The sequence below is a fragment of the Streptomyces sp. NPDC003691 genome (genome assembly GCF_053981115.1).
In genome coordinates this window covers 245784-271767 of the sequence record NZ_JBSFNQ010000001.1, presented here as the reverse complement: position 1 = coordinate 271767, position 25984 = coordinate 245784, and the positions used below count along the sequence as shown (strand labels likewise).

Annotated in this window: 17 protein-coding genes; 12 read left to right on the top strand and 5 right to left on the bottom strand. The window is 71.6% G+C overall.

Translation table 11 applies throughout. From position 1 onward, the window contains the following. Positions 1–16 precede the first annotated feature (16 nt). The 4 genes from ACWDR0_RS00975 (at position 17) to ACWDR0_RS00960 (ending at position 2438) form a co-directional block, all read left to right on the top strand. Positions 17–868 (top strand): alpha/beta hydrolase, encoded by an 852-nt coding sequence (locus tag ACWDR0_RS00975; RefSeq protein ID WP_456349440.1) that lies wholly within the window; start codon positions 17–19, stop codon positions 866–868. A 133-nt stretch (positions 869–1001) separates the two neighbouring features. Beyond that, on the top strand, positions 1002–1310 hold the full coding sequence (locus ACWDR0_RS00970) for a GNAT family N-acetyltransferase (RefSeq protein ID WP_456349439.1): 309 nt from the start codon (positions 1002–1004) through the stop codon (positions 1308–1310). A gap of 30 nt (positions 1311–1340) precedes the next feature. Continuing rightward, positions 1341–1751, top strand: coding sequence for a (4Fe-4S)-binding protein (locus ACWDR0_RS00965; RefSeq protein ID WP_456349438.1), 411 nt, complete (start codon positions 1341–1343; stop codon positions 1749–1751). A 216-nt stretch (positions 1752–1967) separates the two neighbouring features. After that, positions 1968–2438 carry an Lrp/AsnC family transcriptional regulator gene (locus ACWDR0_RS00960; RefSeq protein ID WP_040913174.1) on the top strand — a complete coding sequence of 157 codons (471 nt, stop codon included), beginning with the start codon at positions 1968–1970 and terminating at the stop codon, positions 2436–2438. Between the two features lie 137 nt (positions 2439–2575). Here the strand turns inward: ACWDR0_RS00960 and ACWDR0_RS00955 are convergent, their stop codons facing one another. Next, positions 2576–3109 carry an Lrp/AsnC family transcriptional regulator gene (locus ACWDR0_RS00955; protein ID WP_456349437.1) on the bottom strand — a complete coding sequence of 178 codons (534 nt, stop codon included), beginning with the start codon at positions 3107–3109 and terminating at the stop codon, positions 2576–2578. Between the two features lie 429 nt (positions 3110–3538). Here ACWDR0_RS00955 and ACWDR0_RS00950 point away from each other — a divergent pair, with 429 nt between their 5' ends. From ACWDR0_RS00950 to ACWDR0_RS00915, 8 genes are all read left to right on the top strand, one after another. Continuing rightward, complete coding sequence (locus tag ACWDR0_RS00950; RefSeq protein WP_456349436.1) at positions 3539–4372, top strand: ABC transporter permease; 834 nt, start codon at positions 3539–3541, stop codon at positions 4370–4372. Beyond that, positions 4369–5166 (top strand): ABC transporter permease, encoded by a 798-nt coding sequence (locus ACWDR0_RS00945; protein WP_456349435.1) that lies wholly within the window; start codon positions 4369–4371, stop codon positions 5164–5166. Before ACWDR0_RS00950 ends, ACWDR0_RS00945 begins: the two co-directional genes overlap by 4 nt. An 83-nt stretch (positions 5167–5249) precedes the next feature. Then, on the top strand, positions 5250–6323 hold the full coding sequence (locus tag ACWDR0_RS00940) for an ABC transporter substrate-binding protein (protein ID WP_456349434.1): 1074 nt from the start codon (positions 5250–5252) through the stop codon (positions 6321–6323). 2 nt (positions 6324–6325) lie between these two features. After that, positions 6326–7444: an ABC transporter ATP-binding protein gene (locus ACWDR0_RS00935; protein WP_456349433.1), complete on the top strand. Its 1119-nt coding sequence runs from the start codon at positions 6326–6328 to the stop codon at positions 7442–7444. A 76-nt stretch (positions 7445–7520) separates the two neighbouring features. Then, complete coding sequence (locus ACWDR0_RS00930) at positions 7521–8321, top strand: carbon-nitrogen hydrolase family protein (RefSeq protein ID WP_456349432.1); 801 nt, start codon at positions 7521–7523, stop codon at positions 8319–8321. Positions 8322–8330: 9 nt separating this feature from the next. Further along, positions 8331–9005 (top strand): RraA family protein, encoded by a 675-nt coding sequence (locus ACWDR0_RS00925; protein ID WP_456349431.1) that lies wholly within the window; start codon positions 8331–8333, stop codon positions 9003–9005. 42 nt (positions 9006–9047) lie between these two features. Further along, entirely contained in the window at positions 9048–9770 is a 723-nt protein-coding gene (locus tag ACWDR0_RS00920; RefSeq protein WP_456349430.1) for a 3-keto-5-aminohexanoate cleavage protein, read from the top strand. 318 nt (positions 9771–10088) lie between these two features. Further along, complete coding sequence (locus ACWDR0_RS00915) at positions 10089–10709, top strand: L-threonylcarbamoyladenylate synthase (RefSeq protein WP_456349429.1); 621 nt, start codon at positions 10089–10091, stop codon at positions 10707–10709. 35 nt (positions 10710–10744) lie between these two features. On the opposite strand, the gene fabD is transcribed toward ACWDR0_RS00915, so the two are convergent. Genes fabD through ACWDR0_RS00895 form a run of 4 tightly spaced genes read right to left on the bottom strand, consistent with a single transcriptional unit; the run spans position 10745 to position 25968 of the window. Beyond that, complete coding sequence (fabD, locus tag ACWDR0_RS00910) at positions 10745–11992, bottom strand: ACP S-malonyltransferase (RefSeq protein ID WP_456349428.1); 1248 nt, start codon at positions 11990–11992, stop codon at positions 10745–10747. Next, on the bottom strand, positions 11992–13056 hold the full coding sequence (locus tag ACWDR0_RS00905; protein ID WP_456349427.1) for a ketoacyl-ACP synthase III family protein: 1065 nt from the start codon (positions 13054–13056) through the stop codon (positions 11992–11994). Before ACWDR0_RS00905 ends, fabD begins: the two co-directional genes overlap by 1 nt. Then, entirely contained in the window at positions 13053–21482 is an 8430-nt protein-coding gene (locus ACWDR0_RS00900; RefSeq protein WP_456349426.1) for a type I polyketide synthase, read from the bottom strand. Before ACWDR0_RS00900 ends, ACWDR0_RS00905 begins: the two co-directional genes overlap by 4 nt. Beyond that, positions 21475–25968 carry a beta-ketoacyl synthase N-terminal-like domain-containing protein gene (locus ACWDR0_RS00895; protein WP_456349425.1) on the bottom strand — a complete coding sequence of 1498 codons (4494 nt, stop codon included), beginning with the start codon at positions 25966–25968 and terminating at the stop codon, positions 21475–21477. The genes ACWDR0_RS00900 and ACWDR0_RS00895 overlap by 8 nt, the downstream gene beginning before the upstream one ends. Between the last annotated feature and the right edge of the window lie 16 nt (positions 25969–25984).

The window sequence follows — 25984 nt, the reverse complement described above, 5'->3', positions numbered from 1 at the left end:
CAAGGAGCGGTGCACCATGATTTCGCCCTACTTCGTCAGAGCCGGCGGCCTGGGACTCTCCGGCCGGATATCCGGACGCACCTCACGACCGCGCGGCCTGGTCGTTGCGCTGCACGGCGGTACCTACGACTCCGCCTACTACGACGTCGGCCCCGCCTCACTGCTCTCCCTCGCGCCCGCCCTCGACCTGTGTGTCGTGGCCCTGGACCGGCCCGGATACGGAACCGCCACCGGAAGCGAGCCGGCGCTCCAGTCGTTCGACGGCCAGGCCGCGGTTCTCGCAGCCGCACTGAACAAGCTGGTCGACGACGTTCAGCCGGAACTCGGCACCGTTCTCGTCGGGCATTCCATCGGCGGCATGATCGCCCTCACCCTGGCGGCGAGGGGCGTGCCGGGCCTGCGCGGCGTGGAGGTCAGCGGCCTCGGCGAGACCTGGCGACCCGGGATGCGCGAGATGTGGGGCTCGTTCGTCGGCGACGCCGCCTTTGTCGAGGTCCCCGCGGAACCCCACGCCGAGGTGATGCTCGGGCCCCGGGGGACGTACCCGCCCACCCGGCGGGCTCTCGACGCGGAACTGATCCGTCCCATGCCGATGCCGGAGCTGATCGACGCGGTGCGCTGGTCCGAACTCTTTCCGTCCGTCGCGGCGGATATCGGTGTGCCGGTCGCCCTGACCTTTCCCGAGCACGACAACATCTGGATGTCCGACGAGGACGCACGGTCCCTCGCGGCCGGCCGCTTCACCAAGACACCGTCGCTGAGCGCCGAACGGTTCGACGCCGTGGGGCACTGCGTCGAACTGCATACCCGAAGCCGCTCGTACTCCCTTCGCCAGCTCGCTTTCATCGAGGACTGCCTCGCCGTCTGAGCGGCCGGGGCCCGCGGACTGAACGGCCGGGCGCGGCGGACGCGTGCTGTAAGTTGACGGCTCAACGAGATCCCGGTGGCCTGATCAGCCGGGCTCCCGGACAATCGGATCAGGTGCCGGAAGAGGAGTTTCCATGGCGGTCGAAGTACGCGATGTGCCCGGGGCGAAGCGTTACGAGGCCCGCATCGACGGCGGGACCGAGCCGGCGGGCTTCGCGGACTACATCCGTACGCCGGAGCTGATCGCGTTCGTCCACACCGAGGTGGGCCCGGAGCACGAGGGCAAGGGGGTCGGCTCGGCGCTGGCCCGCACCGCCCTCGACGAGGCGCGTGCCGCGAACCTGCGCGTGCTGGCGACCTGCCCCTTCATCGCTACCTGGATCGCCCGCCACCCCGAGTACCAGGACCTGCTGTACCAGTCCCGCAGCAGCGTCAGCGACTGAACCACCGGGCACATCGGCCACGGAGGCGGTATGAGTACCGAGTCCGGGAAGAAGTCCTACAAGGGCCGGGGGATCACGGTCACGTTCGAGGCCGGGCGCTGCCTGCACGCCGCCGAATGTGTCCGTGGCCTGCCCGAGGTCTTCGACACCGCCGAGCGGCCGTGGATCCGGCCGGACGGCGCGGACGCCGACCGCGTCGCCGAAGTGGTGCGGCGCTGCCCCTCGGGCGCACTGCGGTACGAACGTGCGGACGGTATGCCGGAGGTCCCCGACCGGCCCACACGGATCACCCGCGGCCCGACCGGTCAGTTCACCGTACGCGGTGAACTGACAGTGGATACCCCGACAGGTCCACGCTCCGAAAGCAGGGCCGTGCTCTGCGGCTGCGGGAGCAGCGGTAACCAGCCGTACTGTGATCACTCGGGGCTCTGCGGGCGGTGAGCGCGTCGGGATACCCGACTCCGGGCCGGCGCCGGTCCGACGGTGCCGGTGCCGGTGCCGGTGCCGAAGTCGCCGTGCCGCCGCCGCGCTGGTCAGGCACCCGGTTCCACTGCATCCAGGCCGGCTGCCCGATGCCGTGCATCAGCCGGAATTCCGGATATGTGACCACCAGCACATGGGATGCTTTTAAGCCATCAAAGGTGACATGGTGGGAGTGTGTTGGACGATACGGACCGCAGGATCGTGCGCGTACTCACCCGGGACGGCCGAACGCCCTATACCGCCCTCGCCCGTGACCTGGGCGTTTCCGAGGGGACCGTACGCCAGCGGGTGGCCAGGCTCCAGGAGAGCGGCGTGCTGCGTATCGTCGCGCTCTGCGATCCGCTGCGGCTGGGGCACCAGTCGGTGCGGTTGATGATCCGCGTCCGCGATCTCACCCCGAGAGCGGTGGCCAAAACGCTCTCCGGAATGCCGATGATCAACCATGTCGCGCTCTGCGCCGGAAGCCAGGACATCTTCCTGGAAGGCACCTGCCGCGACCAGGCCCAGCTCGTCCAGTTGCTGGACGACATCCGGATGCTGCCGGGGGTCTCCCGGGTCCAGGTCCTGCTGCTGCTGGAACTCTTCAAGGACTACACCTGGAGCGGACTGGCGAGCGCCGTGGGCCAAGGCGTCTCGGAGGAGTAGCCGGAACGGGTTCCGGGCGCCGCCGTCCGTGCCGTGCGGGTTCCGGGCGCGGCCGTCCGTGCCGTACGGGCTCCGGGTGCCGCCGCCGTACGGTCCCGGCCGCGTCCCGTGCCCGTACGGGTGCGGTCGTGCTCCGCTCAGCCGGGGATGATCCGCTTTCCGGGCCGGACGGGGACCTCCCGGAACCCCTCCCACAGATACGAGTCCTTGATGACCTCCAGCACGGTGAGCGCCTCGGCGTGGGCGACCCCGTTGACCCGGCGGACCCGTTCCGTGAGCAGCTCCGCGAGATGTTCGAGATTGCGGCAGCGGACGTCCACGATCAGGTCGTAGGGGCCGACGCAGGAGGCGACGTACCGCACCTCCGGCATCCGGGACAGCTCATGGGCGACCAGGGCGACCGGGATGTGATGGACCCGTACCGCGAGATGGACCTCCATCTCGCCCATGCGCACCGCATCGGTCATCCCCACCACCTGGAGGACGCCCTTGCGCTGGAGCCGCTGGTAGCGGGCGCGTACCGATGCTTCCGAGAGGCCGACCGTCCGGCCGATCTCGGCGAAGGAGCGGCGGCCGTCGACCCTGAGCTGGTCGATGATCTGGCGGTCCAGGTCGTCGATCACCGGGGACCTCCCATCGGGTGCGGGGGCGGAATCTGTCAGCACCATCATGAACCTTCTCTCCTGACCCTCCAATGTCGCCCGTCACATCCCGGGCTGCGAGATGCGTGGAAATCGGGCGGTCTTTCCACGGGATTCGTTTCGGTTTCATCTTTCCGGCGCGGGGTCCGTTAACCGACGCTTTCCCCAACCGAAACCCCCGCCTCCGCCGGCCCGGCCAGGGCCGCCGAACGGGCTCCGGGCTCCCTTGACGCCTCCCGGCCGCCGCACCCCGCGGCGAGCCCGGGCGGCGACCGGCCCCGGACCGGAACCGCCCCCGGACAAGGAGTTCAGCGCCATGCAGACCACCCCTCCCCCCGACCGGCCGTCCCGCCGGGCCCCGCGGTGACGGTCGCGACGGCCGGCACCGGCGCGACGCCCCGGCGGCCGGGGGAGCCCCCCGCCCGGCCCGCGCGGGAGCCACGGGCCCGCCGGGCCGCGGTGACGACCCTGCTCCTCGCCCCGGCCGGGATCACCGTCGCCGGCCTGGTGCTGGTGCCGCTGCTCCTGGTGGTACGGAACAGCTTCGCCTCGGCCGACGCCTACGGCGGCATCCAGGGCGGCTGGACCCTGGCGAACTACCAGGACCTGATGGACCCCGTCTATCTCAAGGTCTTCTCCTACAGCCTGGGCATGGCCGCCCTGAACACCGCGGTCTGCCTGGTGCTCGGCTACGTGGTCTCGTACTACCTGTCGAGCCGGTCCCCGCAGCGCCAGATGCTGCTGCTCCTGCTGATCATCGTCCCGTTCTGGACCGACTTCCTGGTCCGCACCTTCGCGTGGATCAACCTGCTCAGCCCGGGCGGCCCGGTGAACAGCCTCACCGACGCGATCGGGTTCACCGACGGCGCCACCCAGTGGATCCCCAGCCAGGGCGCGTCCTTCGTCGGTCTGGTGTACGCCTTCCTGCCGACCGCGATCTTCCCGATCTACGCGGCCCTGCGCAGCGTCGACAACTCGCTCGGCGAGGCCGCCCGCGACCTCGGCTGCGGCTGGTGGCGGGTGCACACCCGAGTCCTGCTGCCGATCGCCCGGCCCGGGATGCTGGCGGCGGCTCTGCTCACCTTCATCCCGACCCTCGGCGTGTTCGTGATCCCCGTGCTGCTCGGCGGCGGACGCGACCAGCTGGTCGGCAATCTCATCGTCACGCTCTACACCGAGTTCCGTAACCAGCCGATGGGCGCCGCCGCCTCCGTGGTGCTGCTCCTTCTGATGGTGGCCTCGATGGCGGTACTCGGACTCGCCGCCCGGCGGCTGAGGAGGAAGTCGGCATGAAGCACACTCTCGACACCGTGACCGCATGGCTCGCCCGCGGCGTGATCGCCTTCCTCTACATCCCCATCGTCGTCGTGGTCGTGCTCTCCTTCAACGACTCCGAGGTCACCTACAAGTGGGCCGGTTTCAGCACCCGTTGGTACGGAGAGCTGTCGCGGAACACCGAACTGCTGGCCGCCCTGCGGATCAGCGCCGAGACGGCGCTGATCTCCGCCACCCTGGCCACCCTCTGCGGACTGCTCGCCGCGATGGGCATGGCCCGGCTGCGATCCCGGGGCAAGGTGGTCTTCTCGGGCGGGCTCTTCCTGCCGCTGATCGTCCCGGAGATCGTGCTGGGCGTCGCCCTGCTCTCGGTCTTCGGCGCGATGAGCGCCGACCTCGGGACGCAGACCCTGGTCCTGGGCCATCTGGTGGTGACCCTCCCGTACGCGGCACTGATCGTCCTCGGCGCCTACAACGCGCTCGACCCGTCGCTGGAAGAGGCCGCGACCGACCTCGGGTGTAACGCCTGGCAGGCGTTCCGTCGGGTCACCCTGCCGCTGCTCAGGCAGCCCCTGCTGGCCGCGTGGCTGCTCAGCTTCACCATCTCCTTCGGCAACATCGTGATGTCGACCTTCACCAACGGCGTCGGCAGCACCACCCTGCCGCTGCGCGTCTACTCGATGCTCAAGGGCGGCCTCACCCCCGAGATCAACGCCCTGGGCACCATCCTCGTGCTCTTCACTCTGCTGATCATCCTCGGAGTCGGACTGCGGCAGATGCGCCGGGTCCTGCTCGGCGCGGGCCACTCCTGACCCCCGTCCCCTCCCGCCCGTCCTGCTTTCGGCCCGGTCCCTCCCTCCCCGCGGTCCGTCCGCCCCGTACGAAAGGCACCACCATGCGCGCAAGAAGCGTCTCCAGAGGCGTCCTCGCGGTCGCCGTAGCCACTGTCACCGCGCTCGTCGCCACCGGCTGCGGCGGCTCGGAATCCTCGTCCGGCGGCGGCGGGAAGAAGCTCAACGTCTACGCCTGGGCCGGGGAGATCCCCGACACCGTGGTGAAGAAGTTCGAGCAGGAGACCGGGATCGACGTCACCCTCGACACCTTCGACAGCAACGAGACCATGACCGCCAAGCTCAGCTCGGGCTCGGCCGGTTACGACCTGGTGGAGCCCAGCCAGTACAGCGTGCAGCAGCTCGTCGGACAGAAACTGATCCAGCCCCTGGACCACTCCCGTATCAAGGGCCTCGACAACATCGCGGACAAGTTCCGCGACCCGTCGTACGACCCCGGGAACAAGTACTCCGTCCCGTGGATCTGGGGCACCACCGGCTTTGCGTACAACAAGAAGTGCATCCCGTCGGCGACGAGCTGGAAGACGCTCTTCGACGAGAAGTACAAGGGCAAGGTCTACATGCTGGACAACATGCTGGCGGCGTACATCGCGGGCCTCCAGGTCACCGGCTCCCGGGCCACCAGCACCGACGAGGGCGAGATCAAGGACGCCACCGAGGCGCTGACCGACCAGAAGAAGATGCTCGCGGGCTACAACTCCACCAACTACCCGCAGTTGCTGTCCTCCGGGCAGGCGTGCGCGGCCCAGGCGTGGAGCGGTACGGCGATGGCGAAGGTCGTCGCCGCCAACCCGGACGTCGAGTACGTACTCCCCGAGGAGGGCGGCTCCCTCTGGACCGACGGCCTCGCCATCCCCAAGGGCGCCAAGAACACCGACACCGCCTACCAGTTCATCAACTTCCTGCTCCGCCCCGAGATCGCGGCCATGGCCACCGACGACGGCGGCAGCGCCAGCGCCAACGCCAAGGCGCGGGAGTTCGTGAAGGACAAGAAGGCGCTGGAGAACCCGGCGGTCTACGCCCCCGACGCGGCCGTCGCCAAGGCGGACTTCCTGCTCGACCCGGGAACCGCGATGAAGCACTTCCAGCAGGGCTGGACCAAGGTGAAGGCGTCCTGATCATGACCACCGACACAACGACCGCCCCCGGGGCGGCGGCCCGGGACCACGGCATCCCGGCCGTACGGCTCACCGGCGTGGGCAAGACCTTCGGCGACACCCCGGCCGTCCGGGACGTCACCCTCGACATCCGGCGCAACGAGTTCTTCTCCATCCTCGGGCCCTCCGGCTGCGGCAAGACCACCCTGATGCGGATGATCACCGGCTTCGAGACGCCCACCGAGGGCACCGTCGAACTCGGCGGCGTCCCCGCCACGGCCGTCCCGCCCCACAAGCGCGACCTGAACATGCTCTTCCAGAGCTATGCCCTCTTCCCCCATCTCTCGGTCGCGGACAACGTCGCCTTCGAGTTGAAGGTCCGCAGGTCCCGCCCCCGGGCGGAGATCCGCGACGCGGTCCGCGAAGCCCTCGCCCTGGTCCGCCTCGAAGGCTACGGCGACCGGTCGATCGCCCAGCTCTCCGGCGGCCAGCGGCAGCGCGTCGCGATCGCCCGCGCCCTCATCGGACGGCCGTCCCTGCTGCTGCTGGACGAGCCACTGGGCGCCCTCGACCAGAAGCTCAGGGCCGAGATGCAGCTGGAGCTGAAGAAGATTCAGCGCGAGGTCGGGGTGACCTTCGTGACCGTCACCCACGACCAGGAGGAGGCCCTGACCATGTCCGACCGTATCGCGGTCATGGACGGCGGCCGGGTGCTCCAGGTCGACAGCCCGGAGGCGATCTACGAACGCCCCGCGACCCGGTTCGTCGCCGACTTCATCGGCACCTCCACCTTCCTCACCGGCACCGTGGACACCACCGCGATCGGCGTCCCCGGCCTCGGCCGGATCCCCGTATCCGAGGGCCACGGACTCCCCGACGGCACCGAAGCCCATCTCGCCCTGCGGCCCGAGAACATCCGGCTCGCCCCGGCTGGGGAACGCCCGCCCGGCTGCGACGCCGTCCTCGACGGCACCCTCCGGCAGACCGTCTACCTCGGCAACGCCACCCGCTACCACCTCACCCTCGCCGACGGGACGTCCCTGGTCGCCGAGGCGGGCGGCGCGGACCGCGGGGGCCTCGCCGCCGGTGACCCCGTCACCGCCGGCTGGGACCCCGCCCGCGCCCGGCTGCTCGCCGAATGACCGCCGCCACCCGGCCCACCCGGCCCGGCCAGGCTCAGGACCGCCCCCACCACCACCCCCACAAGGAGATCCGGCCGTGAAGGTCGCCGCAGCACAGTTCGCCCCCACCGCAGACGCGGCGGCCAACCTCGCGGTCATCGAGGAGATGACCGCCGAAGCCGCCGCCGCGGGCGCCGAGCTCGTCGTCTTCCCCGAGGAGTCGATGCTCCCGTCCGAAGTCTCCGACGAGACCGGGATCCCGCTCCGGGACCTCGCCACCGCCCACTGGGAGCCCTTCGTCGACGGGCTCTCCCGCACCGCACGGACCCACGGCGTCGCGATCGTCGCCGCGGGCTTCGAGGACAGCGGCACGGCCCTCCCGTACAACACCATGGCCGCCGTGGACGCCACCGGCGAGGTCATCGGCCTCTACCGCAAGATGCACCTCTACGACGCCTTCGACTACAAGGAGTCGCGGTACATCCAGCGCGGCGACACCGGCCCCGTCGTGGTCCGCATCGGCGACTTCAACGTCGGCCTGGTCAACTGCTACGACGTGCGCTTCCCCGAATTCACCCGGTCCCTGGTGGAGATGGGCGCCGATCTCCTCGCCGTGTCCGCGGCCTGGGTGAAGGGCCCCCTCAAGGAGGACCACTGGCAGACCCTGGTGCGCACCCGTGCCATCGAGAACACCTGCTGGGTCGTCGCCTCCTCGCTCACCACCCCCGACTGCATCGGTCTGTCGATGGCCGTCGACCCCCTGGGCGTGGTGCGCGCCGCCCTCGGCGAGGAGGAGCGGTCGCTGCTCGTCGTCGACGCCGACAAGGACCGGATCGACCGGGCCCGTACCGTCCTGCCCGTCCTCCGCAACCGCCGCATCATCATCGGACCGAGGTGACCCGCAGCCATGCCGCTCTCCATCCATGACCTGCCCGCACCACTCGACATCGCACTCGCCGACCGGCTGCGGACCGTCGACTTCCCCACCCTCGGCCACTACTTGGAGGAAGGTTTCTGCGACCCCGCCCTCCAGCGGGTCGCGGGCACCGGCAAACTCGTCGGCCGGGCCGTGACCGTCCGTACCACCGCCACCGACTCGACCCTGCTCCACCACACCGCGGGACTCGTCGGCCCCGGCGACGTCGTCGTCGTGGACACCGGCGGCGATCGCCGGCACGCCCCACTGGGCGAGGTCGTCGTCAACGCCCTCGCCGCGCGCGGCGCCGCCGGGGCGGTCGTCGACGGGCTCTGTACCGACATTGAGGCGCTGCTGGCTGTGGGACTGCCGGTGTACGCGTACGGCCGCACCCCCCTGACCACGAAGCTGCACGGCCTCGCGGACGGCTCCTTCTGCGCCCCCGTCACCTGCGGCGGGGTCCCCGTCCACGCCGGTGACATCGTGCTCGGCGACGCCAACGGGCTGATCATCGCCCCGGCGGACCGGCTCGCCGGCGTCCTCGACGAAGCACTCGCCGACGACGAGGAGGAACCCGCCCTGGTCGCCGAGTTGTGGGCGGGCGCCGCGCTCGGCGATCTCACCGGCGCCACCGAGTCCCTGCGGCGGCTCACCGCCTCCCGCTGACCCGGCCGCCTCCCGTCCCCCCTCACCCCCGAAAGGACCAACGTGTTCCTGAAAGCCGCCGTCAACGGCGGGCGCACCCCGACCGAGTGCCCCACCGTCCCGGTCACCGCCGAGCAGATCGCAGCCGACACCCGGGCGGTGCTCGCCGCCGGCGCGGACGTCGTCCACTTCCATGTCCGCACCCCGGACGGCGGCCAGAGCATCCGCCCCGACCTGCTCGCCGAGGTGCTCCGCGCGATCCGTGCCACCGCCCCCGACGCCGTGGTCGGCACCACCACGGGACTGTGGACCTGCGAGGGCCCCGAGGAGCGGTACGCACTGGTCGAGGCGTGGGATCCGATGCCCGACTTCGCGTCGGTCGCCTTCTGCGAAGAGGGCGCGGCCGAGACCGCCGAACTCGTCGTGGCGCGCGGAATGGTGCTGGAGAGCGCCGTCTGGACCATGGACGACGTCCCCGCCCTCCTCGCCTCGCCGACCCTCCACCGCAATGTCCGGATCCTGATCGAACCGGTCGAGGAGGACCCGGCGGAGGCGGTCGCCGCGGCCCGCGCGATGGCCGGACGTATCGTCGCCGCCGGAGTGACCTGCCCGATCCTCTACCACGGCGAAGGCGCCACGGTCTGGCCCCTGGTCCGCGCGGCTCAGGAGGACGGCCACCAGGCCCGTATCGGCTACGAGGACGGTACCGACCTTCCCGACGGCACCCCGGCCCCGGACAACGCGGCCCTGGTCCGCGCGGTCCGCGCCCTCACGGCCACCGGCTGAGCCCCTCGGCCGAGGGCCCTTCTCACCGCCCCCGCCCGTCATCGGACGCGCGGGGGCGTCCGGCTGTCCCGGAGCCCGGGCCCCCTCGGGTTCGGCCCGGAGGGGCAGTGATGGAGTGCCCCGCCGATCCTCCGCGGCATGCATGCGATCACGACCGCGTCGGGTGCCGGCACGTCCGGCGCGGCCCTCCGCTCCGGAGGAGACACACGGGTGACCGGGTACGGGACGAGGAACCGTCCGACGACTACTACGACGTTCGGGCCCCAGGGCATGGTGGCGCAGGACGGCCGGGGACGAAGCACTACTAGACTTCCCCGAATGGCAAAGTACTTCGATGTGCACCCCGAAAACCCCCAGCGGCGTACCATCACCGGCCTGGCCGAGGACATCCGTTCCGGCGCGCTCGTCGCGTACCCCACGGACTCCTGTTACGCACTGGGCTGTCAGCTCGGCAGCCGCGACGGGATCGGGCGCATCCGGTCGATCCGGGATCTCGACGAGCGGCACCACTTCACCCTGGTGTGCCAGAACTTCGCGCAGCTCGGCCAATTCGTCCACATCGACAACGACGTCTTCCGCGCGATCAAAGCGGCCACGCCGGGCAGCTACACCTTCATCCTGCCCGCGACGAAGGAGGTGCCGCGCCAGCTGCTGCACCCGAAGAAGAAGACGGTCGGGGTCCGCATCCCCGATCACACCGTCGCCCAGGCCCTCCTCGCCGAACTCGGCGAGCCCCTGCTCTCCAGCACCCTGCTGCTGCCCGACGAGAAGGAGCCGCTGACCCAGGGCTGGGAAATCAAGGAGCGCCTCGACCATGTCGTCGACGCCGTGATCGATTCGGGCGACTGCGGCACCGAGCCGACCACGGTCATCGACTTCTCCGGCGGTGAGCCGGAGATCGTACGCAGGGGAGCGGGCGACACCGCCCGGTTCGAGTAGCCGCTGTTCGTCAGGAACGGCGCGTTCGGCGCTCGCTACGCGAGGGCGCGGATCGCCTCGATGGTCCGCTCCACGTCGAGGGTTCCGTTTGCGCAGTCGCGCAGCAGGGCCGTCACCCGTTCGTCCTGGTATTCGAGCAGAGGCGCGGGCGGGGCGTCGGGTGCTGCGGGCCGGGGGATGTCGTCGCGGGTCAGGAGGTAGTCCGCCAGGGCGGCGCAGGAGCGGTGCTGGAAGATGACGTCCGGTTTGACAGGAATGCCGAGGACCGTTCCGGCCCGGCGGGCCAGGCGGACGTAGATGATGGAATTCAGGCCGAGCTGCCGGAACGACGCGTCCTCGGCGAAGTCCAGTGCCTCGTCGCCGATCTCCGGCCGGAGGATCTCGCGCTTGATGCGCTCGATCAGGTCCCGGCGCGGATCGGGTGCGGGCTCCTGCGCGGTGGTGATCCGGTCGATGAGGGAGGTGAGCACCTTCGATTCGCCCAGTTCCGTGAAGACCGACACGCCCGCGTCCCGCAGATACCGGATGGAGTCGGTCCAGCGGACGGGCTTGGCGATCTGCTCGGCGAGCAGTTCGCGGACTTCCCGCGCATCGGGGCCGAACGGACGGCCGGTCACATTGGAGACGACCGGTGTCCGGAGTTCGCCCACGCCGACCGAGTCCAGCAGGGAGCGGAAGCGCGCGGCGGCCGGGGCCATCGCCGGCGCGTGGAAGGGGCCGCTGACCCGGACCGGGACGAAACCCCGGACACCCTCCACCTTCTCGAAGACCGGCCTGATCCGCGCCAGCTCCTCGCGGCTGCCGGAGAGCACGAACTGCTCGGGCGCGTTGTAGTTGGCGATGACGACGCCGGTGGCATCGTGCCGCTTCAGGGTCTCCTCGATGATCTGTTCGGTGATACCGACGACCGCGGCCATCGCACCGCCGCCGACCCGGCTCATCAGCTCCGCACGGCGCTGCACCAGCGTCAGGCCGGTTTCGAAGTCGAAGGCCCCGGCCGCGAACAGTGCGCTGTACTCGCCGAGGCTGTGGCCCGCGAAGAAGTCCGCGGGCGGCAGGTCCTCCCGCGCCGCCGACCAGTGCAGCGCGTTGACGACGTAGATCGCGGGCTGGGCGTACACGGTCTCGTTCAGCCGTCGTTCCGGATTGTCCAGACAGAGCTCTTGGATCGAGTATCCGAGCACCCGGTCGGCGCGGCGGCAGAGGTCGGGGAACCTTCCGAACAGGCTTCGCCCCATCCCCTTCTTCTGAGTGCCCTGGCCCGGGAATACGTAGCAGCGCATCAGATCCGCCCGCCCCCGAGGCCGAATCCGGCCGTCGGCACCGGCCGGTCGGGAAGCCCGGTGATCCGGACCACGGCGCAGGTCCAGGTGAAGCCGGCGCCGACGCCGAGCAGCATGCAGTAGTCGCCGACGGCTACGGCGCGCTCCGCCACGAGGTGGTCGAGTCCGGCGATCTGGTCGCCCGCGCCGAGGTGGCCGACGGTGCGGCCCCAGGACCAGGTGGTGAGACCGAGGTCGATATCGAGTGCGGCCAGGACCTCGCGCTGCAGCACGATACGTCCGAAGTGCGGAACGACGAACCGGGCGACGTCGCCCAGCCGGATGCCCGCGTCGCGCAGGGCCCGTTCGACGCATGCGCTGAGGCCCGCCCGGAACCGGCGGGTGAACTCGTCGAGTTCCACGTCCCCCAGGTACTGCAGTTTGCGCAGGCGCAGGTCGACGGGGATCGTGGGGTCGGGGTGGGGTGTGAAGGGCGCGTCGCCGCGATGCAGACGCTCCAGGGTGGGATCCGACACCGTGGAGGTGCTCAGCACCTGTGCGAACCCGGACCTCTTGCTGAGCACCATCGCCGACGCGCCGTCGCCGGGGACGATGCCGATATCGCTGTTCCAGCGGTCGATCGCCGGTGGGCCGACCTTGTCGGCGGTGGTCACCAGCGCCGCGACGTCGTCGGTGGCCGCGAGGGAGCGCGCCGCGATGTCCAGCGCGGTCATGCAGCCGTTGGAAGCGTTCTTGACCTCGAAGGCGAGCGCCGAATGGTCCCCGAGTACTTCGCGGTGGATGTAGGAAGCCGTCGGGTAGAGCTCAAGGCCCTGGAAGTACACGCAGGCATGCAGCAGCAGCGCGATGTCCTCGGCCCGGTGCCCCGACCTTTCCAGGGCAAGCCCGGCAGCGGCCACCGCCATCCCGGGCGGAGTCTCGTCCGTGGCCTCGCAGACCGATTCGAGCTGTGTGTCCTCGGCGTCCTGGGCGTCGAACCGGCCGTCGGCGACGGCCTGTTCCACCTTGGTCGCCGGGGGCAGCCAGGTAGCCGTACTCGCGATGAACAGGTTCTCCGTCTTCACTTCTCGTTCCCTCTCACGGTGGTGGCGTTGTGGAGCAGAAGCCCGGCGATGGCCTCGGCGGTCGGGTAGTCGAACACCAGCGTGGCGGGCAGCGCGGTGTTCAGCCGCTTGGCGAGGCGCTTGCGCAACTGGACCATGGTGAGCGAGTCGATCCCGAGGGAACGCAGCGCTCTGCCGGCCGGCACGCTGTCGGGTCCTGGCAGGCCGAGTACGTCGGCGGCTTCGCTGCGGACGAGGTCCAGCAGCAGAGCCGGCCGCTCGGCCTCGGAGGCGTCCGCCATCCGCGTATCGAGCGACTCCGCGGTCCCGGAAGCCTCGGCCCGGCTCCCTCCGGCAGTGCGTCGCAGCATGTCGCGCAGCAGGGGAGGCGCTTCCGTATCGCCGAGCGCGTGCCGCAGCGATGCCAGTTCCAGACGTACGGGCAGCAGCTGGCTTTCGGGCCGGGCCAGTGCGGCATCCAGGGCGTTCAGGCCCTCGGCCAGGGTCAGGGCACCGATTCCCTGGCGCCGCAGGCGGCCCAGCTCGGCCTTGCCGAGGTGGGCGGTCATGCCCACGCCGGCCTGCTCCCAGAGCCCGAAAGCGAGGCTGAGCCCCGCCAGCCCCCGCTTGCGCCGGTTCGCTGCCAGCGCGTCCAGCGTCGCGTTCGCCGCGGCGTACCCGCTCTGTCCCGCGGTGCCCAGCGTTCCGGCCGCCGAGGAGAACAGGACGAACACCGCCGGGTCCAGCCGCTCGGTCAACTCGTCCAGCAGGCGCGCGCCCTGGACCTTGGGTGCCATCACCCGGTGCAGCCGCTCGGCGGTAAAGCCCTCCACCAGGCCGTCGTCGAGTACACCGGCGAGGTGGAAAACGGCTGTGAGGGGATGGCCCGCGTCGATCCCGTCCAGCACCGCGGCCACCGCGGCCCGGTCCGCGACATCGCCCGCGACCAGGTCCACCCGCTCGGCGCCCGCGGCTTCGAGTTCCCGCACGAACGAGCCGGCTTCGGGGGCGTTGCCACCGCGCCGCGACAGCAGCACGAGCCGCCGTGCTCCGTACCTGCGGACCAGGTGTCCGGCGAGCGCGCTGCCGAGTTCGCCGAGACCGCCGGTGATCAGTACGGTGCCGTCCGGGTCGAGGGCGCGCGGCAGGGTCAGCACGGTTCTGCGCGCAGCGTCCTGCCGCGCATGGCGCAGAGCGGATGGCGCGTCGCGTACGTCGAAGGCGGTGAACGACCCCTGACCCGGATCGGGGGCGGACGGATCAGCGGCCGCCTGCGCGAAGGTGAGGTGCGCGGGCATCGGCCTGAGGGTGGCGCCGTCCACGCTGATCCGATCGCCGAGTACGGCTGCCGCACTGCCCATGACCCGGTCACCCGCCCGTACGGAGGTGATGTCGCTGCCGACTTCCCTGACGACCCCCGCGAACTCCAGCTCCGGTGTGTGCCCCGGGCTCATCCCGGCGGCGCGCACCTCGACCCGGACCTCCCACGGCGCGACCGGCTCCGGCGCGCCCTCGTCCTGCGCGGCGGCGACGACGTCCAGCCGATCGTCCTCCCGCCGGTGCACCTGCCAGCCGTGTCCGTCCGGCAGGACGAGCGCGTCGATCTCCTCGACGGTCGGCCTGGCCCGTGGCACCCGGGCGGTCTCGCCGCGCAGCACGCACTCCGGCTCGCCGCCGGTTTCGATCACGCGCGCCAGGAGCCGGAAGTCCGGGGTGCCGGAATCGAGGTCGATCAGACGCAGGACACGCTCGGGCTGCTCCGTGCGGGCCGTTCGCACCATGCCCCACACCGCGGCATGGGCCCAGTTCCCCACCCGGTCGTCAGGGCCCGACGACACCGCGTCCCGGGTGATCCAGACGAGCTCCGTGCCCTGGAGCCGGGTATCGCCGAAGCACACCTGAAGCGTCCGGAGCGCTTCGGCGGCGCTCCGTTCCGCATCGGACCACTGGGCGGACGCGCGGCCGGGCAGCGCGAACAGCAGCCGCCGGGGCGTATCCGCCCGGGCATCGAGCCGTTTCACCAGGGTGTCCAGGTCGGGGACGGTGTCGGCGCCGAGGCCCGCGCCCAGCTCCGTGTCGCCGACCACCAGGGTGCCCACGGGGTCGGGGGCTCCGGCCACGGGCTGTACGGGTTCGAAGCCGACGCGGTAGAGGTGCTCGGCGAACGGGTGTCCGCGACGCCGTCCGGGCCGGAACACCAGCCTGCCGATCCGGGCCACCGGGTGGCCTGCCGGGTCGGCCAGCCGTACGGTGGCCGGCGCGAGGTCCCCGTCTCCGCCGGATGCGAACGACACGTGCACGGTCAGTTCCCGGCCTGCGGCACCGAACAGCTCGACGTCCGACCAGATGAACGGGACGAGCGGCCCGGGTGGCGCACCCGCCTCCATCAGACCGGCGACGACGACCTGCAGTGCCGCGTCGAACAGCGCCGGATGCAGACCGTGGCCGGCCGGATCCAGACCGTCCGGAAGGGCTGCCCGCGCGGAGTAGACGCCGTCGCGGCAGGAGAGTTCGCGCAGTCCCCGGAAGGCCGGGCCGTAGTCGAGCCCGTTGGCGAGGGCGCGTCCGTAGAAGGCTTCGATGTCGGTGCCGGTGCCGGTGCCGGTGCCGGTGCCGGTGTTGGTGTTGAGGGCCCGGGCATCGGGCGCCGACCCCTTGTCGATATCCGGCGGCATCGTGGCACCGGCGTCCGCGCGGGTCACGCACTCCCCGGTCATGTGCTGCTGCCAGATCAGCGGCTCGTCCGTGTCCTCGGGCTGGCTGTGGAACGCGAAGGGGCGCCGTCCGTGCGGGTCCGGATCGCCGACGGTGGCCTGGATCCGCAGTGCGCGGCCCGGAAGGAGAACGACCGGCTCCAGCAGCGTCAGATCCGCCACGGCGTCGGCCCCGGCGGTCCGGGCGGCGAACAGCGCGGCGTCGGTCAGGCCCGCGCCCGGCACATAGACCTGCCCGTTGACGACGTGATCGGCCAGCCAGGGGCTTGTGTCGAGCGACAGCCGGCCGGTGAACAGATGACCGCCGCCGCCGGCGAGAGTCGTGACCGCATCGAACCACGGGTGGCCGTCCGCGGACCGGCTCGCCGCCACCGCGGCCGGCCCGGCCGGAAGCTCGCCGAGCCAGAAACGCAGGCGCTGGAACGCGTACGTCGGGACGTCTACCTTGTCGGCGCCACGGGACCCGAGGACTCGCTCCCAGTCCAGCGGGAAACCCCGCTCGAACAGCACGGCGGCGGCCCGCCAGAGCCGGTCCACGCCGTCCGAGGCACCGTCGGCGGGCGGGCCGACCTCGACGAACACTCCGAAGCCCTCGCCGCGCAGCCGCTCCAGCGCACGGTCCGGCCCCATGGGCTCCGGCTCCGGCAGGTCGCGGAACCAGTAGTCGCCGCCGAGCTCCGGGCCCGGTACGACCTCGCCCGTCAGACGCGAACGGAAGGGGATGGACGTCCGGGCAGCGACGATCCCCGGCAGCGCACCGCCGACCGGGTCCCCCGAGCGCGCGCGAGCCCGGAGGACGATGACGCGGGCTCCGTCCGCCAAGGTCAGCGCCCCGCTCACCACGGCGGCGGCGACCTCGCCCTGCGTGTCGCCCAGCACCGCCGTCGGCTCCACACCCCAGGAACGCCACAGCGCCGCAATCCCGAGGTGTGTCGCGAACAGTGTGCACGGCAGTACGTCCGGACCGTTCACGTCCTCCTCGCCGCGCAGCACCTTCAGCACGGACCAGCCGGTCAGCGGCGAGAGGGCCGCGTCGCACTCCGCCACGGTGTCCCGGAACACCGCGCTCTGCTCCAGCAGTTGGCTTTTCATCCCCGGCGGCTCCGCGTCCCGGCCGCCGAACACGAAGGCGATCTCCCCGGGCGCCGTGCCGGAGCCGGGCTCGACCCCCCGCAGGGCTTCGGCGGCATCCACGGCGTTGCCCGCGAAGACCACGGCGCGCGCGTCGAAGTGCGTACGGCCGACGGCGGAGGTGTAGGCGATGTCCCGCATCGACGCGCCGGGCCGTGCGTCGAGCCATCCGGCCCAGCGCCGGGCCTGCGCACGGAGGGCGGCCGGGTCGGTGCCCGAGATCACCAACGGGTGGACGAGATCGTCGCCGGGCCGCTCAGCGACGACGGTCTCCGGTGCTTCTTCGATGATGACGTGCGTGTTCGTGCCACTGATACCGAATGAGCTGATGCCGGCGCGACGCACCCGCCGGGTCCGCGGCCACCGCCTCGGCTGCCGCAGGAGCTCCAGCTCGCCGCCGGTCCAGTCGATCCGGGTGTTCGGTCTCTCCGCGTGCAGCGTGCGGGGCAGCCACTCGTGCTGCAGCGCCAGCACCATCTTGATGACGCCGATGACACCGGCGGCCGCCTGGGCATGGCCGATGTTGGACTTCGCCGATCCCAGGTGCAAGGGCCGCACCCGGCCCGAGAACACCGCGGCCAGGGCACCGGCCTCGATGGGATCGCCGAGCACGGTACCCGTGGCATGCGCTTCGACGGCGTCGATATCGGCCGGCGCCAGTCCACCGTCGGCCAGGGCACTGCGCAGCACGCGCTGCTGGGCGAGGCCGTTCGGCGCGGTGAGCCCCTGGCTGCGGCCGTCCTGGTTCATGGCGGTGCCCCGCACCACGGCCAGCACCCGGTCGCCGTCGCGCCTCGCGTCCGAGAGCCGCTTGAGCACCAGGACACCGCAGCCTTCCGCCCAGCTCGTCCCGTCGGCGTCGTCGGCGAAGCTCTTGCAGCGGCCGTCGGCCGCGAGCCCGTTGAGCCGGCTGAACTCGACGAAGATCTGCGGGGTGCTCATCACGGTCACGCCGCCGGCGAGCGCCAGATCGCATTCGCCGCTGCGCAGTGCCTCGCACGCCAGCCGCAGGGCCACGAGCGACGAGCTGCACGCGGTGTCGACGGTGAGCGCCGGCCCGGACAGGCCGAGTGTGTAGGCCACCCGCCCGGAGATCAGGCTCGACCCATTGCCGGTGATCTTGTAGCCGTCGCTGCTTTCGACGTCCCAGCGCCGGGCGATGTCGTAGTCCGAACTCATCGCGCCCAGGTAGACGCCCGTGTTGCTGCCTTCGAGGGACGCGGCGCGCAGATTGGCCCGTTCGAAAGCCTCCCATACGACTTCCAGTACGAGCCGCTGCTGCGGGTCCAGGGACAGCGCCTCACGCGGGCTGAGCCCGAAGAACGCCGCGTCGAAGTCCTCGACATCGCGTACGAAGCCGCCCTTGCGCTCGAAGCGCCTGCCGGTGGCGGCGCGCTCCGCCTCGTCGATCGCGCCGAGATCCCACCCGTCCCAGCGCCCCGGGAACGGGGAGGAGGCTTCGCGGCCGTCGGCCAGCAGTTCCCAGAACGCTTCGGGCGTGTCGATTCCGTCCGGCAGCCGGCAGGCCATGGACACGATCACGACGGGGTCGTCGTCGGGCCGCACGGGAACCGCGGCGACGGCGGACGGCCGCACGGGAACCGCGGCGGCGGACGGGACTTCCCGGGCCTGGTCCTCCGCATCGGCGTGCGTCAGCAGCAGTGTCGCGATGGCCCGCGGTGTGGGGTAGTCGAAAGCGAGCACGGTGGGCAGCGGGACCCGGGTCCGTGCGCTGAGCCGGTTGCGCAGCTCGACCACCATCAGGGAGTCGAAACCCTGTTCACGCAGCGTCGTATCGGGGCGTACGTCCTCCGCGGGCCGGCCGAGCAGGGCCGCGGCCTCCTCCGTGACGAGTGCGACCACCGATCCCGGACGCTCGGCCTCGGGCAGGGCCCTCACGTCCTCGCGCCACGAAGCACTCCCGCGGACCGGGATCGCGTCGTCGTGTTCGTCCAGCCAGTAGCCTCGGTGTTCGAACGCGTACACCGGAAGGTCCGTCCTGCGGGTGTCCGAGGCCGGGAACACCCGCTGCCACGGGATCGGAACCCCCCGGACGTGCAGCTCCGCCAGCGCCCGCAGCGCCTGCCCGATCCCGCCGCGATCGCGGCGCAGGCTGCCCACCACGACGGCCGTCCCGTCGGCTTCGGTTCCCTGCGCCAGGGCTATCTGGAGCACCGGATGCGGACTCACCTCGACGAAGATCCCGAACCCGTCCGCCCGCAGGCGTTCCAGCGCGCGATCGAAGCGCACCGGCTCGCGCAGATTGCGGCACCAGTAGTCCCCGTCGAGCTCCGGCCCGGCCGCCCGCTCTCCCGTCACGCTCGAATAGAAGGCGATCCCCGGATCCGCGGGGGCAAGGTCCGTGAGCCGCTCGCGCAGCGCGGGCAGCAGCGCATCCATATGCGGGCTGTGCGACGCGTAGTCCACGTCCACGCGCTGGCAGTACGCGCCGGTGGCCTCCATCCGGGCGAGGAAACGGTCCACCGCCCCGGCGTCTCCGGCCACGACGGTCGACCGCGCGGTGTTCACCACCGCGACGGACAGTGCCTCGCCGCAGGCCGCCAGCTCCTCGGCGACCTCGCCCACCGGGCGCTCCACGAGTCCCATCGCCCCGTCCGGCGCATGATCGTGCACGGCCCGGGCGCGCAATGCCACAATGCGAGCGCCGTCCGCCAGGCTCAGCGCCCCGCTGACGACCGCCGCGGCCACCTCACCCTGACTGTGGCCGACGACCGCCGCGGGCTCGACGCCCCAGGCGCGCCACATCGCGGCGAGACCGACGTACATCGTGAACAGCGCCGGCTGCACCACATCCGTACGGGTGAAGGGCGGCGCGACACCGTCCTGCCCGCGGACGACGGCGGCGACGGAGAACCCGGTGTGCGGGGCGAAGGCCTCGTCGCAGGCCGTCACGGCCTCGCGGAACGCGTCGTTCTGCTCCCACAGCGACCGGCCCATCCCCCACCACTGGGCGCCCTGGCCGGGGAAGACGAACGCGACGCGGCCGCGCCCGGCGGCCGAGCCCGTCACCACCGCGTCATGGCTCTCGTCCGCGGCGAGCGCCCGCAGACCGGCCACTGCCTCGTCCGTGCTGCCGGCGATCACCACACCGCGCACGGGGTGCTGTGTGCGGGTCGTCGCCAGTGAGCAGGCGATATCGGACAGCCCGGTCCCGGGCGGCTGCCCGAGGTGGTCCGCCAGCCGTGCGGCGTTGCGCGCGAGCGAGTGCGGGCTCGTGCCGGACACCGCCAGACAGACCGGACCGCTCGCATCCGGTACGGTCCGCACCGGCGCGCCCGCGGGGGCCTCGCCGAGGGCGATATGCGCATTGGTGCCGCCGTATCCGAAGCTGCTGACCCCCGCGAACCGCGGGCCGGCCGGCCAGGCGGCTGCCTCGGTGACCACTTCCAGCCGTTCGGCGGGGAAGTCGATGTGCGGGTTCGGTGTGCTGAAGTGCAGGCTCGGCGGGATGACGCCGTGGTGCACCGCCAGCGCGGCCTTGACCAGCCCGAGGACACCGGCCGCCGGTTCGAGATGGCCGAAGTTCGTCTTCGCCGAGCCGATACGCAGCGGCGAGGGCCGGCCGGGCCCGAATACGGCGCCGAGCGCGCCCGCCTCCGTGACGTCGCCCAGGGGAGTGCCGGTGCCGTGCGCCTCGACGTACGACACCGCGGACGGCGCGACGCCGGCGTTCTCCCACGCCGACCGCAGCACCTCCGTCTGCGCCTCGTGGCCGGGGGCGGTCAGTCCGTCCGTCGCGCCGTCGTTGTTGACGGCGCTGCCGTGCACCAGCGCATAGACGCGGTCGCCGTCGGCGAGCGCGTCGGACAGCCGGCGCAGCACGACCACCGCGCAGCCCTCGCCCCGGGCATAGCCGTCGCCGTCGCCGTCGAAGGCCCGGCACAGGCCGGCCGGGCTCTGCGTGCCGAGTTTCGTCAGGGCCACCGAGGTGTTCGGATGCAGCATCAGGTTGACGCCGCCCGCGAGGGCGAAGTCCGACTCCCCGGAGCGCAGACTCTGCACGGCGAGGTGCACCGCGACCAGCGAGGAACTGGACGCGGTCGCCACGCCCATCGCGGGGCCGCGCAGCCCCAGCGCGTAGGCGATACGGGACGGGATCACCGAGTTGTCCCAGCCGATGGCCGAGTGGGCGTGGATCGCCTCGGCGGCGCCCTGCGTGAACAGCGGGTACTCCTGCCACATCGCGCCCATGAAGACGCCCGTACGGGTGCCCGCGAGACTCGCCGTGGAACGCCGCGCGTCCTCGACCGCGGCGCACGCCACCTCCAGGGCGATCCGCTGCTGCGGGTCCATCTGCCGGGCCTCGGCCGGGGAGATACCGAAGTACTCCGCGTCGAACCCCATGACGTCGTCGAGGAATCCACCCCGGCGGTTCGCCGCCCCGCCGGACGCCTCCGCGTCGGCCCACGCGCCGGCGTTCCACCGGTTCGCCGGCACCTGGCGCACCGCGTCGACACCGCTGAGCAGAGCCTGCCAGAGTGCGGCCGGATCCCCGATCCGGGCCGGCAGTCGGCAGCCGATGCCGACGATCGCCACCGGCTCGCGGCGGTCGTACGTCCGGGCGGCGGTCAGGTCAGCCACGGGAAGCCCCGATCTCGTCGGGCGCGTAGAGCGCCAGGCAGGTCTCTTCGATCGCGGCGAGCGGCCCCGCGTCGTTCAGGATCGTCATATGGTTCGCGGCGTCGATCTCCACCAGGCGAAGGCCCGGCAGCTCGCGCACCCAGTCCTGCCGGTAGTCGACATGGTCGAGGGAGAAGGTCTCGCCGGCGACCTGGAACCAGGGTTCGACCTCGCCCAGGAAGAGCCCGCGCCGGTTGTGGAAGTAGGTGCACACCACGGCTTCCGGCCTCGGCAGGGGTCTGATGGTGTACTCGCCGAGCCGGTAGGCGAGCTGGATCGCCATATTGCGTCTGACGAACCGAACGATCCGGGCGGGTCTCATGGCGAGGCCGCGCTCGGCCGCCAGCTCCGCGAGCCGCTGGACGAACGCGTCCTCGTCCAGCTCCTCCGCGACCTCGTCCCGGTGCACGAGCCGGGCACGCAGGACCGCCGGGTCCTGCTCTCCCGCCGGCCAGAGCAGGGAGTTGACGACCTGGAGCGCGGCGCTCCGCGCCGACTGGAACCCGTTCGCGTTCGATTTGGCCAGGCCGGTCTCGTCCGGTGAGTCCACCATCGTCAGCGACGCCACGTCCCGGCCCTGCGCCTGCAGCCGCCGGGTCACCTCGTAGGCGACGATGCCGCCGAGGCAGAATCCGCCGATGTCGTACGGCCCCTCGGGCTGCACCGAGCGGATGACTTCGGTGTAGTGCTCGGCCATGGCCGTGACGCCCTCGACCGGCGCGTCCTCGGTCAGCAGGCCACGGGCCTGGATGCCGTAGAACGGGCGGTCGGTCCGCTCGGCGATCGTGCGGTAGGACTCGACGCCGGCGAGGGCGCCGTGGATCCAGAAGACCGGCCTGCCCCCGGTCGCGCCGTTGAGGCGCACCAGCTCCGGGGCCGGCCCGCCCGTGGTGCGGGTCGCCGCCTCGGGCAGTCTCGCGACCACGTCGTCCAATGTGTCGTGCGGCTGCCACCATTCGGGCCGGAATCCGGGGAACACCGTGCTGATCCGGCCCAGCATCGCGACCAGAAGCAGGGAGTTGAGGCCGTAGTCGGCGAGTGACCTGGTGCCGTCGATCTCGTGGCGCGGCAGTCCCAGCACCGAGGCGACGAGGTCGGCGACGAAGGCTTCGCCGTCCGGAGGGCCGGTGTCTGCGGGCGGGTCCTGATCCGGCCGCGGCGCCTGCTCCGCGAAACAAGGCAGCCGTGCGAAGGGATACCCGGGCAGCGCGATCCGCCTGCGCCGAGTGCCGCGATGCATCAGGTCCCAGTCGACGGACGTACCCGCGGCCCAGTGTTCCGGTATCCGGTGGAGCTCGGCCGGCTTCCCGTCGGGTTCGGCGCCGGTGGCAGCACCGATGCCGTCGGCGTACGCCACACGGGCGAGCGTGTCCGGGTCGCCGCCGAGCCAGCCGTCCAGCATACGAGCGGCCTCGTCGGTGCTCCGCGCCGTGAACGCCAGCCGGCAGCTCATCGCCTCCCGGCCGACCTGCAGCGTGTACGCGATGTCCGCCCAGGAGCGCGGATCCGCTTCGGCAAGCCGGTGAACCAGCCGGCGCGCCCGCTCGCGCAGAGCGTCGGCGCTCCGCGCCGAGAGCACCAGGACCTGCGCACCCGGGGAGTCGTCCGGATCCGCGGAGGCGAGGTGCTGCTCCAGCACCACATGCGCGTTCACACCGCCGATGCCGAAGCTGTGCAGGCCCGCGCGGCGCGGCAGCGGCCGGCCGGTGCCGTCGGTGCGCTCGGGCCACGGCAGGTTCCGTGCGGCGATACGCAGCCGCGTCCCCTGGAGGGAGAGATCGCGGTGCAGCCGCCCGAAGCCCGGGATCGCCGGGATCACACCGTGTCGCATCGCCTGCGCGGCCTTCACCAGCGCGGCCAGGCCGGAGACCACCTCCGTATGCCCGATGCACGGCTTCACATTGCCCAGATACGTCACGGCCTCCCCGTCGTCGTCGACACCGGTGTCCTCACCGGTGTCCCCGGCGTCGTTCTCGCTGCGGAATCCGGCGCCGAGCGCCGCCAGCTCCGCGCCGTCCGCCAGCACCGAGCTCATACCGTGGGTCTCGATGTAGTCCACGGCACCCGGATCGATCCCGGCGTCGGCGCAGGCGTGGGCGACGGCCGCCTTCATGCCCCTGATGTTCGGTGCCGTAAACGACACTCCCCGGCCGCCGTGGGCCACACCGGTGCCGCGTACGACGCAGTGGACGAAGTCTCCGTCCGCCACGGCCCGGCTCAATGGTTTGACCAGTACGGCGGCGACGCCCTCGCTGCGCGCCGTACCGTCGGCGCCCTGCTGGAACGGCCGGACCTCGCCGCCCGGGCTGAGCATTCCCGCGGCCTGCATCCCGCCGAAACCCGCGGGCGACATCACCAGGTTCACCCCGCCGACCAGCGCCTGCTCGCACTCGCCGTCGCGAATGGACCGGATCGCCCGGTGCAGCGCCGTGAACGAGGACGAGCACGTCGTGTCGTACTGCTCGCTGGGGCCGTTGAGGTCGAGGAGGTACGAGATCCGGTTGGGCACCATCGCGGGTGACGGCAGGCTCATCAGGTCCATGGCGGCGGGCCGGTACTCGCTCTGCGTCGTGGCGACGAACACACCCGTGGGCCGCTTCCGTAACTCGGCCGGCCGATAGCCCGCGTCCTCGACGGCGTTCCACACCGTCATCAGCAGCAGGCGCAGCTCCGGCGTCACCTGGCGAGCCTCGGTCATCGACATGCGGAAGAACAGCGGATCGAATTCATGCACCCCGTCGAGGAATCCGCCCCGCAGCGCGGCCGCCTCGTCGCCGTAGGACGCCCAGTCCGCACGCTGTTCCGGCGGTGCGGTGATGCACCGTCCGCCTTGCTCGACGATCCGCCAGAACTCGTCGACGTCGTCGGCGCCGGGGAAGCGCGCGGACATGCCGACGATCGCCATACCGTCGAGCGCGGCCTCGTCGGGCCCGGTCTCGTCGGGCCCGGGCCGGGACCGGGGCCGTACGGGACCGGGTGACCGGTCCGGCGCCGCGGGCTCCGGCGGAAGCAGGTCCCGCAGCTCCCCGGCGTAGTCGGAGACGATGAACTCGCCCAGTTCGGCCAGGGTGTTGTGTTCGAACAGCACCGTGATGTCGAGGTCGATGCCGAGCGTCCCGCCGAGGGTCCGGGCCACATTCACCGCGAAGATCGAATCGAGCCCGTAGTCCGCGAAGGGCTCGTCCCGCCCGATCCTCGTCCGCGGGATCTCCAGCGCCTCCGCCAGCACATCGAGCGCGACCGCCTCGATACGGGCACGCAGCCGGTCTCCGGGCCCGCTCCCGGCGCCGTGACCGGCCACGGTCCGCACCGGACTCTCGCGTACCGGCATCACCTGCGGCGCCATCTGCGGCGCGGACGGGCGCGGTGCGGCCGTCGCCTGCCGTACGACGCCGTCGCTCTCGGCCACGATGATCTGCTGCCCCAGATCCCCGGCATCCTGCGCGGGCAGAGCGACGGCGCGGAATCCCTCCCGCGTCAGGACGTGCCGCCAGCGCGCCGTGGAGAGCAGCGGGCTGCCCTGGATCCGCAGGTGCGGGTCCTCGTAGCGCCACCATCCGTCGAGGAGGCCGAACGAGAACTGGCTGAGCAGGTTGTTCGCGGTCAGCTCGTTCAGGACCAGCAGCCCGCCGGGCCGGAGAAGCGCCTTGGCGTTGCGCAGGGTACGGCGGATGTCCCGCGTGGCATGCAGGACATTGGCGGCAATCACGGCGTCGTACCCGCCGAGAGTGAAGCCCTGATCCGTCACCGGCCGCTCGATGTCCAGAATTTCGCAGGTCAGCCAGGGGTTCTCGGCAGCGAACGAACGCTCCGCATGGTTCAGAAAGGCCTTGGAGATGTCGGTGTAGCAGTACTCGCGCACATCCAGCCGGGCGGTCCGCAGCGCCTCCAGGACGACGGCGCTCGTGGCACCCGTGCCAGCGCCGATCTCCAGGATCCGCGGGGCATGCGCCGTCAGGGCCTGTGCCGACCGCCGGCTCAGCCGGGCCACCAGGTCGGCGGCCAGTACCCGGTTGAAGAACGCCGGCGCCGGGTTGGTCGCATAGGCGTTCTGCACCAGCTCCAGCGATCCCCCGGGGAAAACGACCTCGGTGGCCGATCGCCGTCCGCCGAGGATGTCGGGCAGGACCCGCAGAACGGTCTCCACCAGGACGTGGGTGGCCGCGAGATCGGGATTCCCCTGCCACGCGGGCTTCTCCGCCTCCCACTCGCGCCACAGCTGGTCGACCGGCCGACATCGAATGCCGTCGCGGAGCAGGATTCCGCCGTCCCGCCGGTCGATATAGCCGGCCTGCTCGAAGACGCGCAGACACTCGTCGAACCAGGGGCCGTACCCCGGCGCGAGGCCTGCCGACTTCCGTGCGGCCTCCGGAGTCTGCCCGGATTCACGAAACGCGCCGAGGGCGGACAGCTGGGACCAGAGAAAGTCGAGCAGCAGCTTTTTCATGATCAGTCCCTTCGAA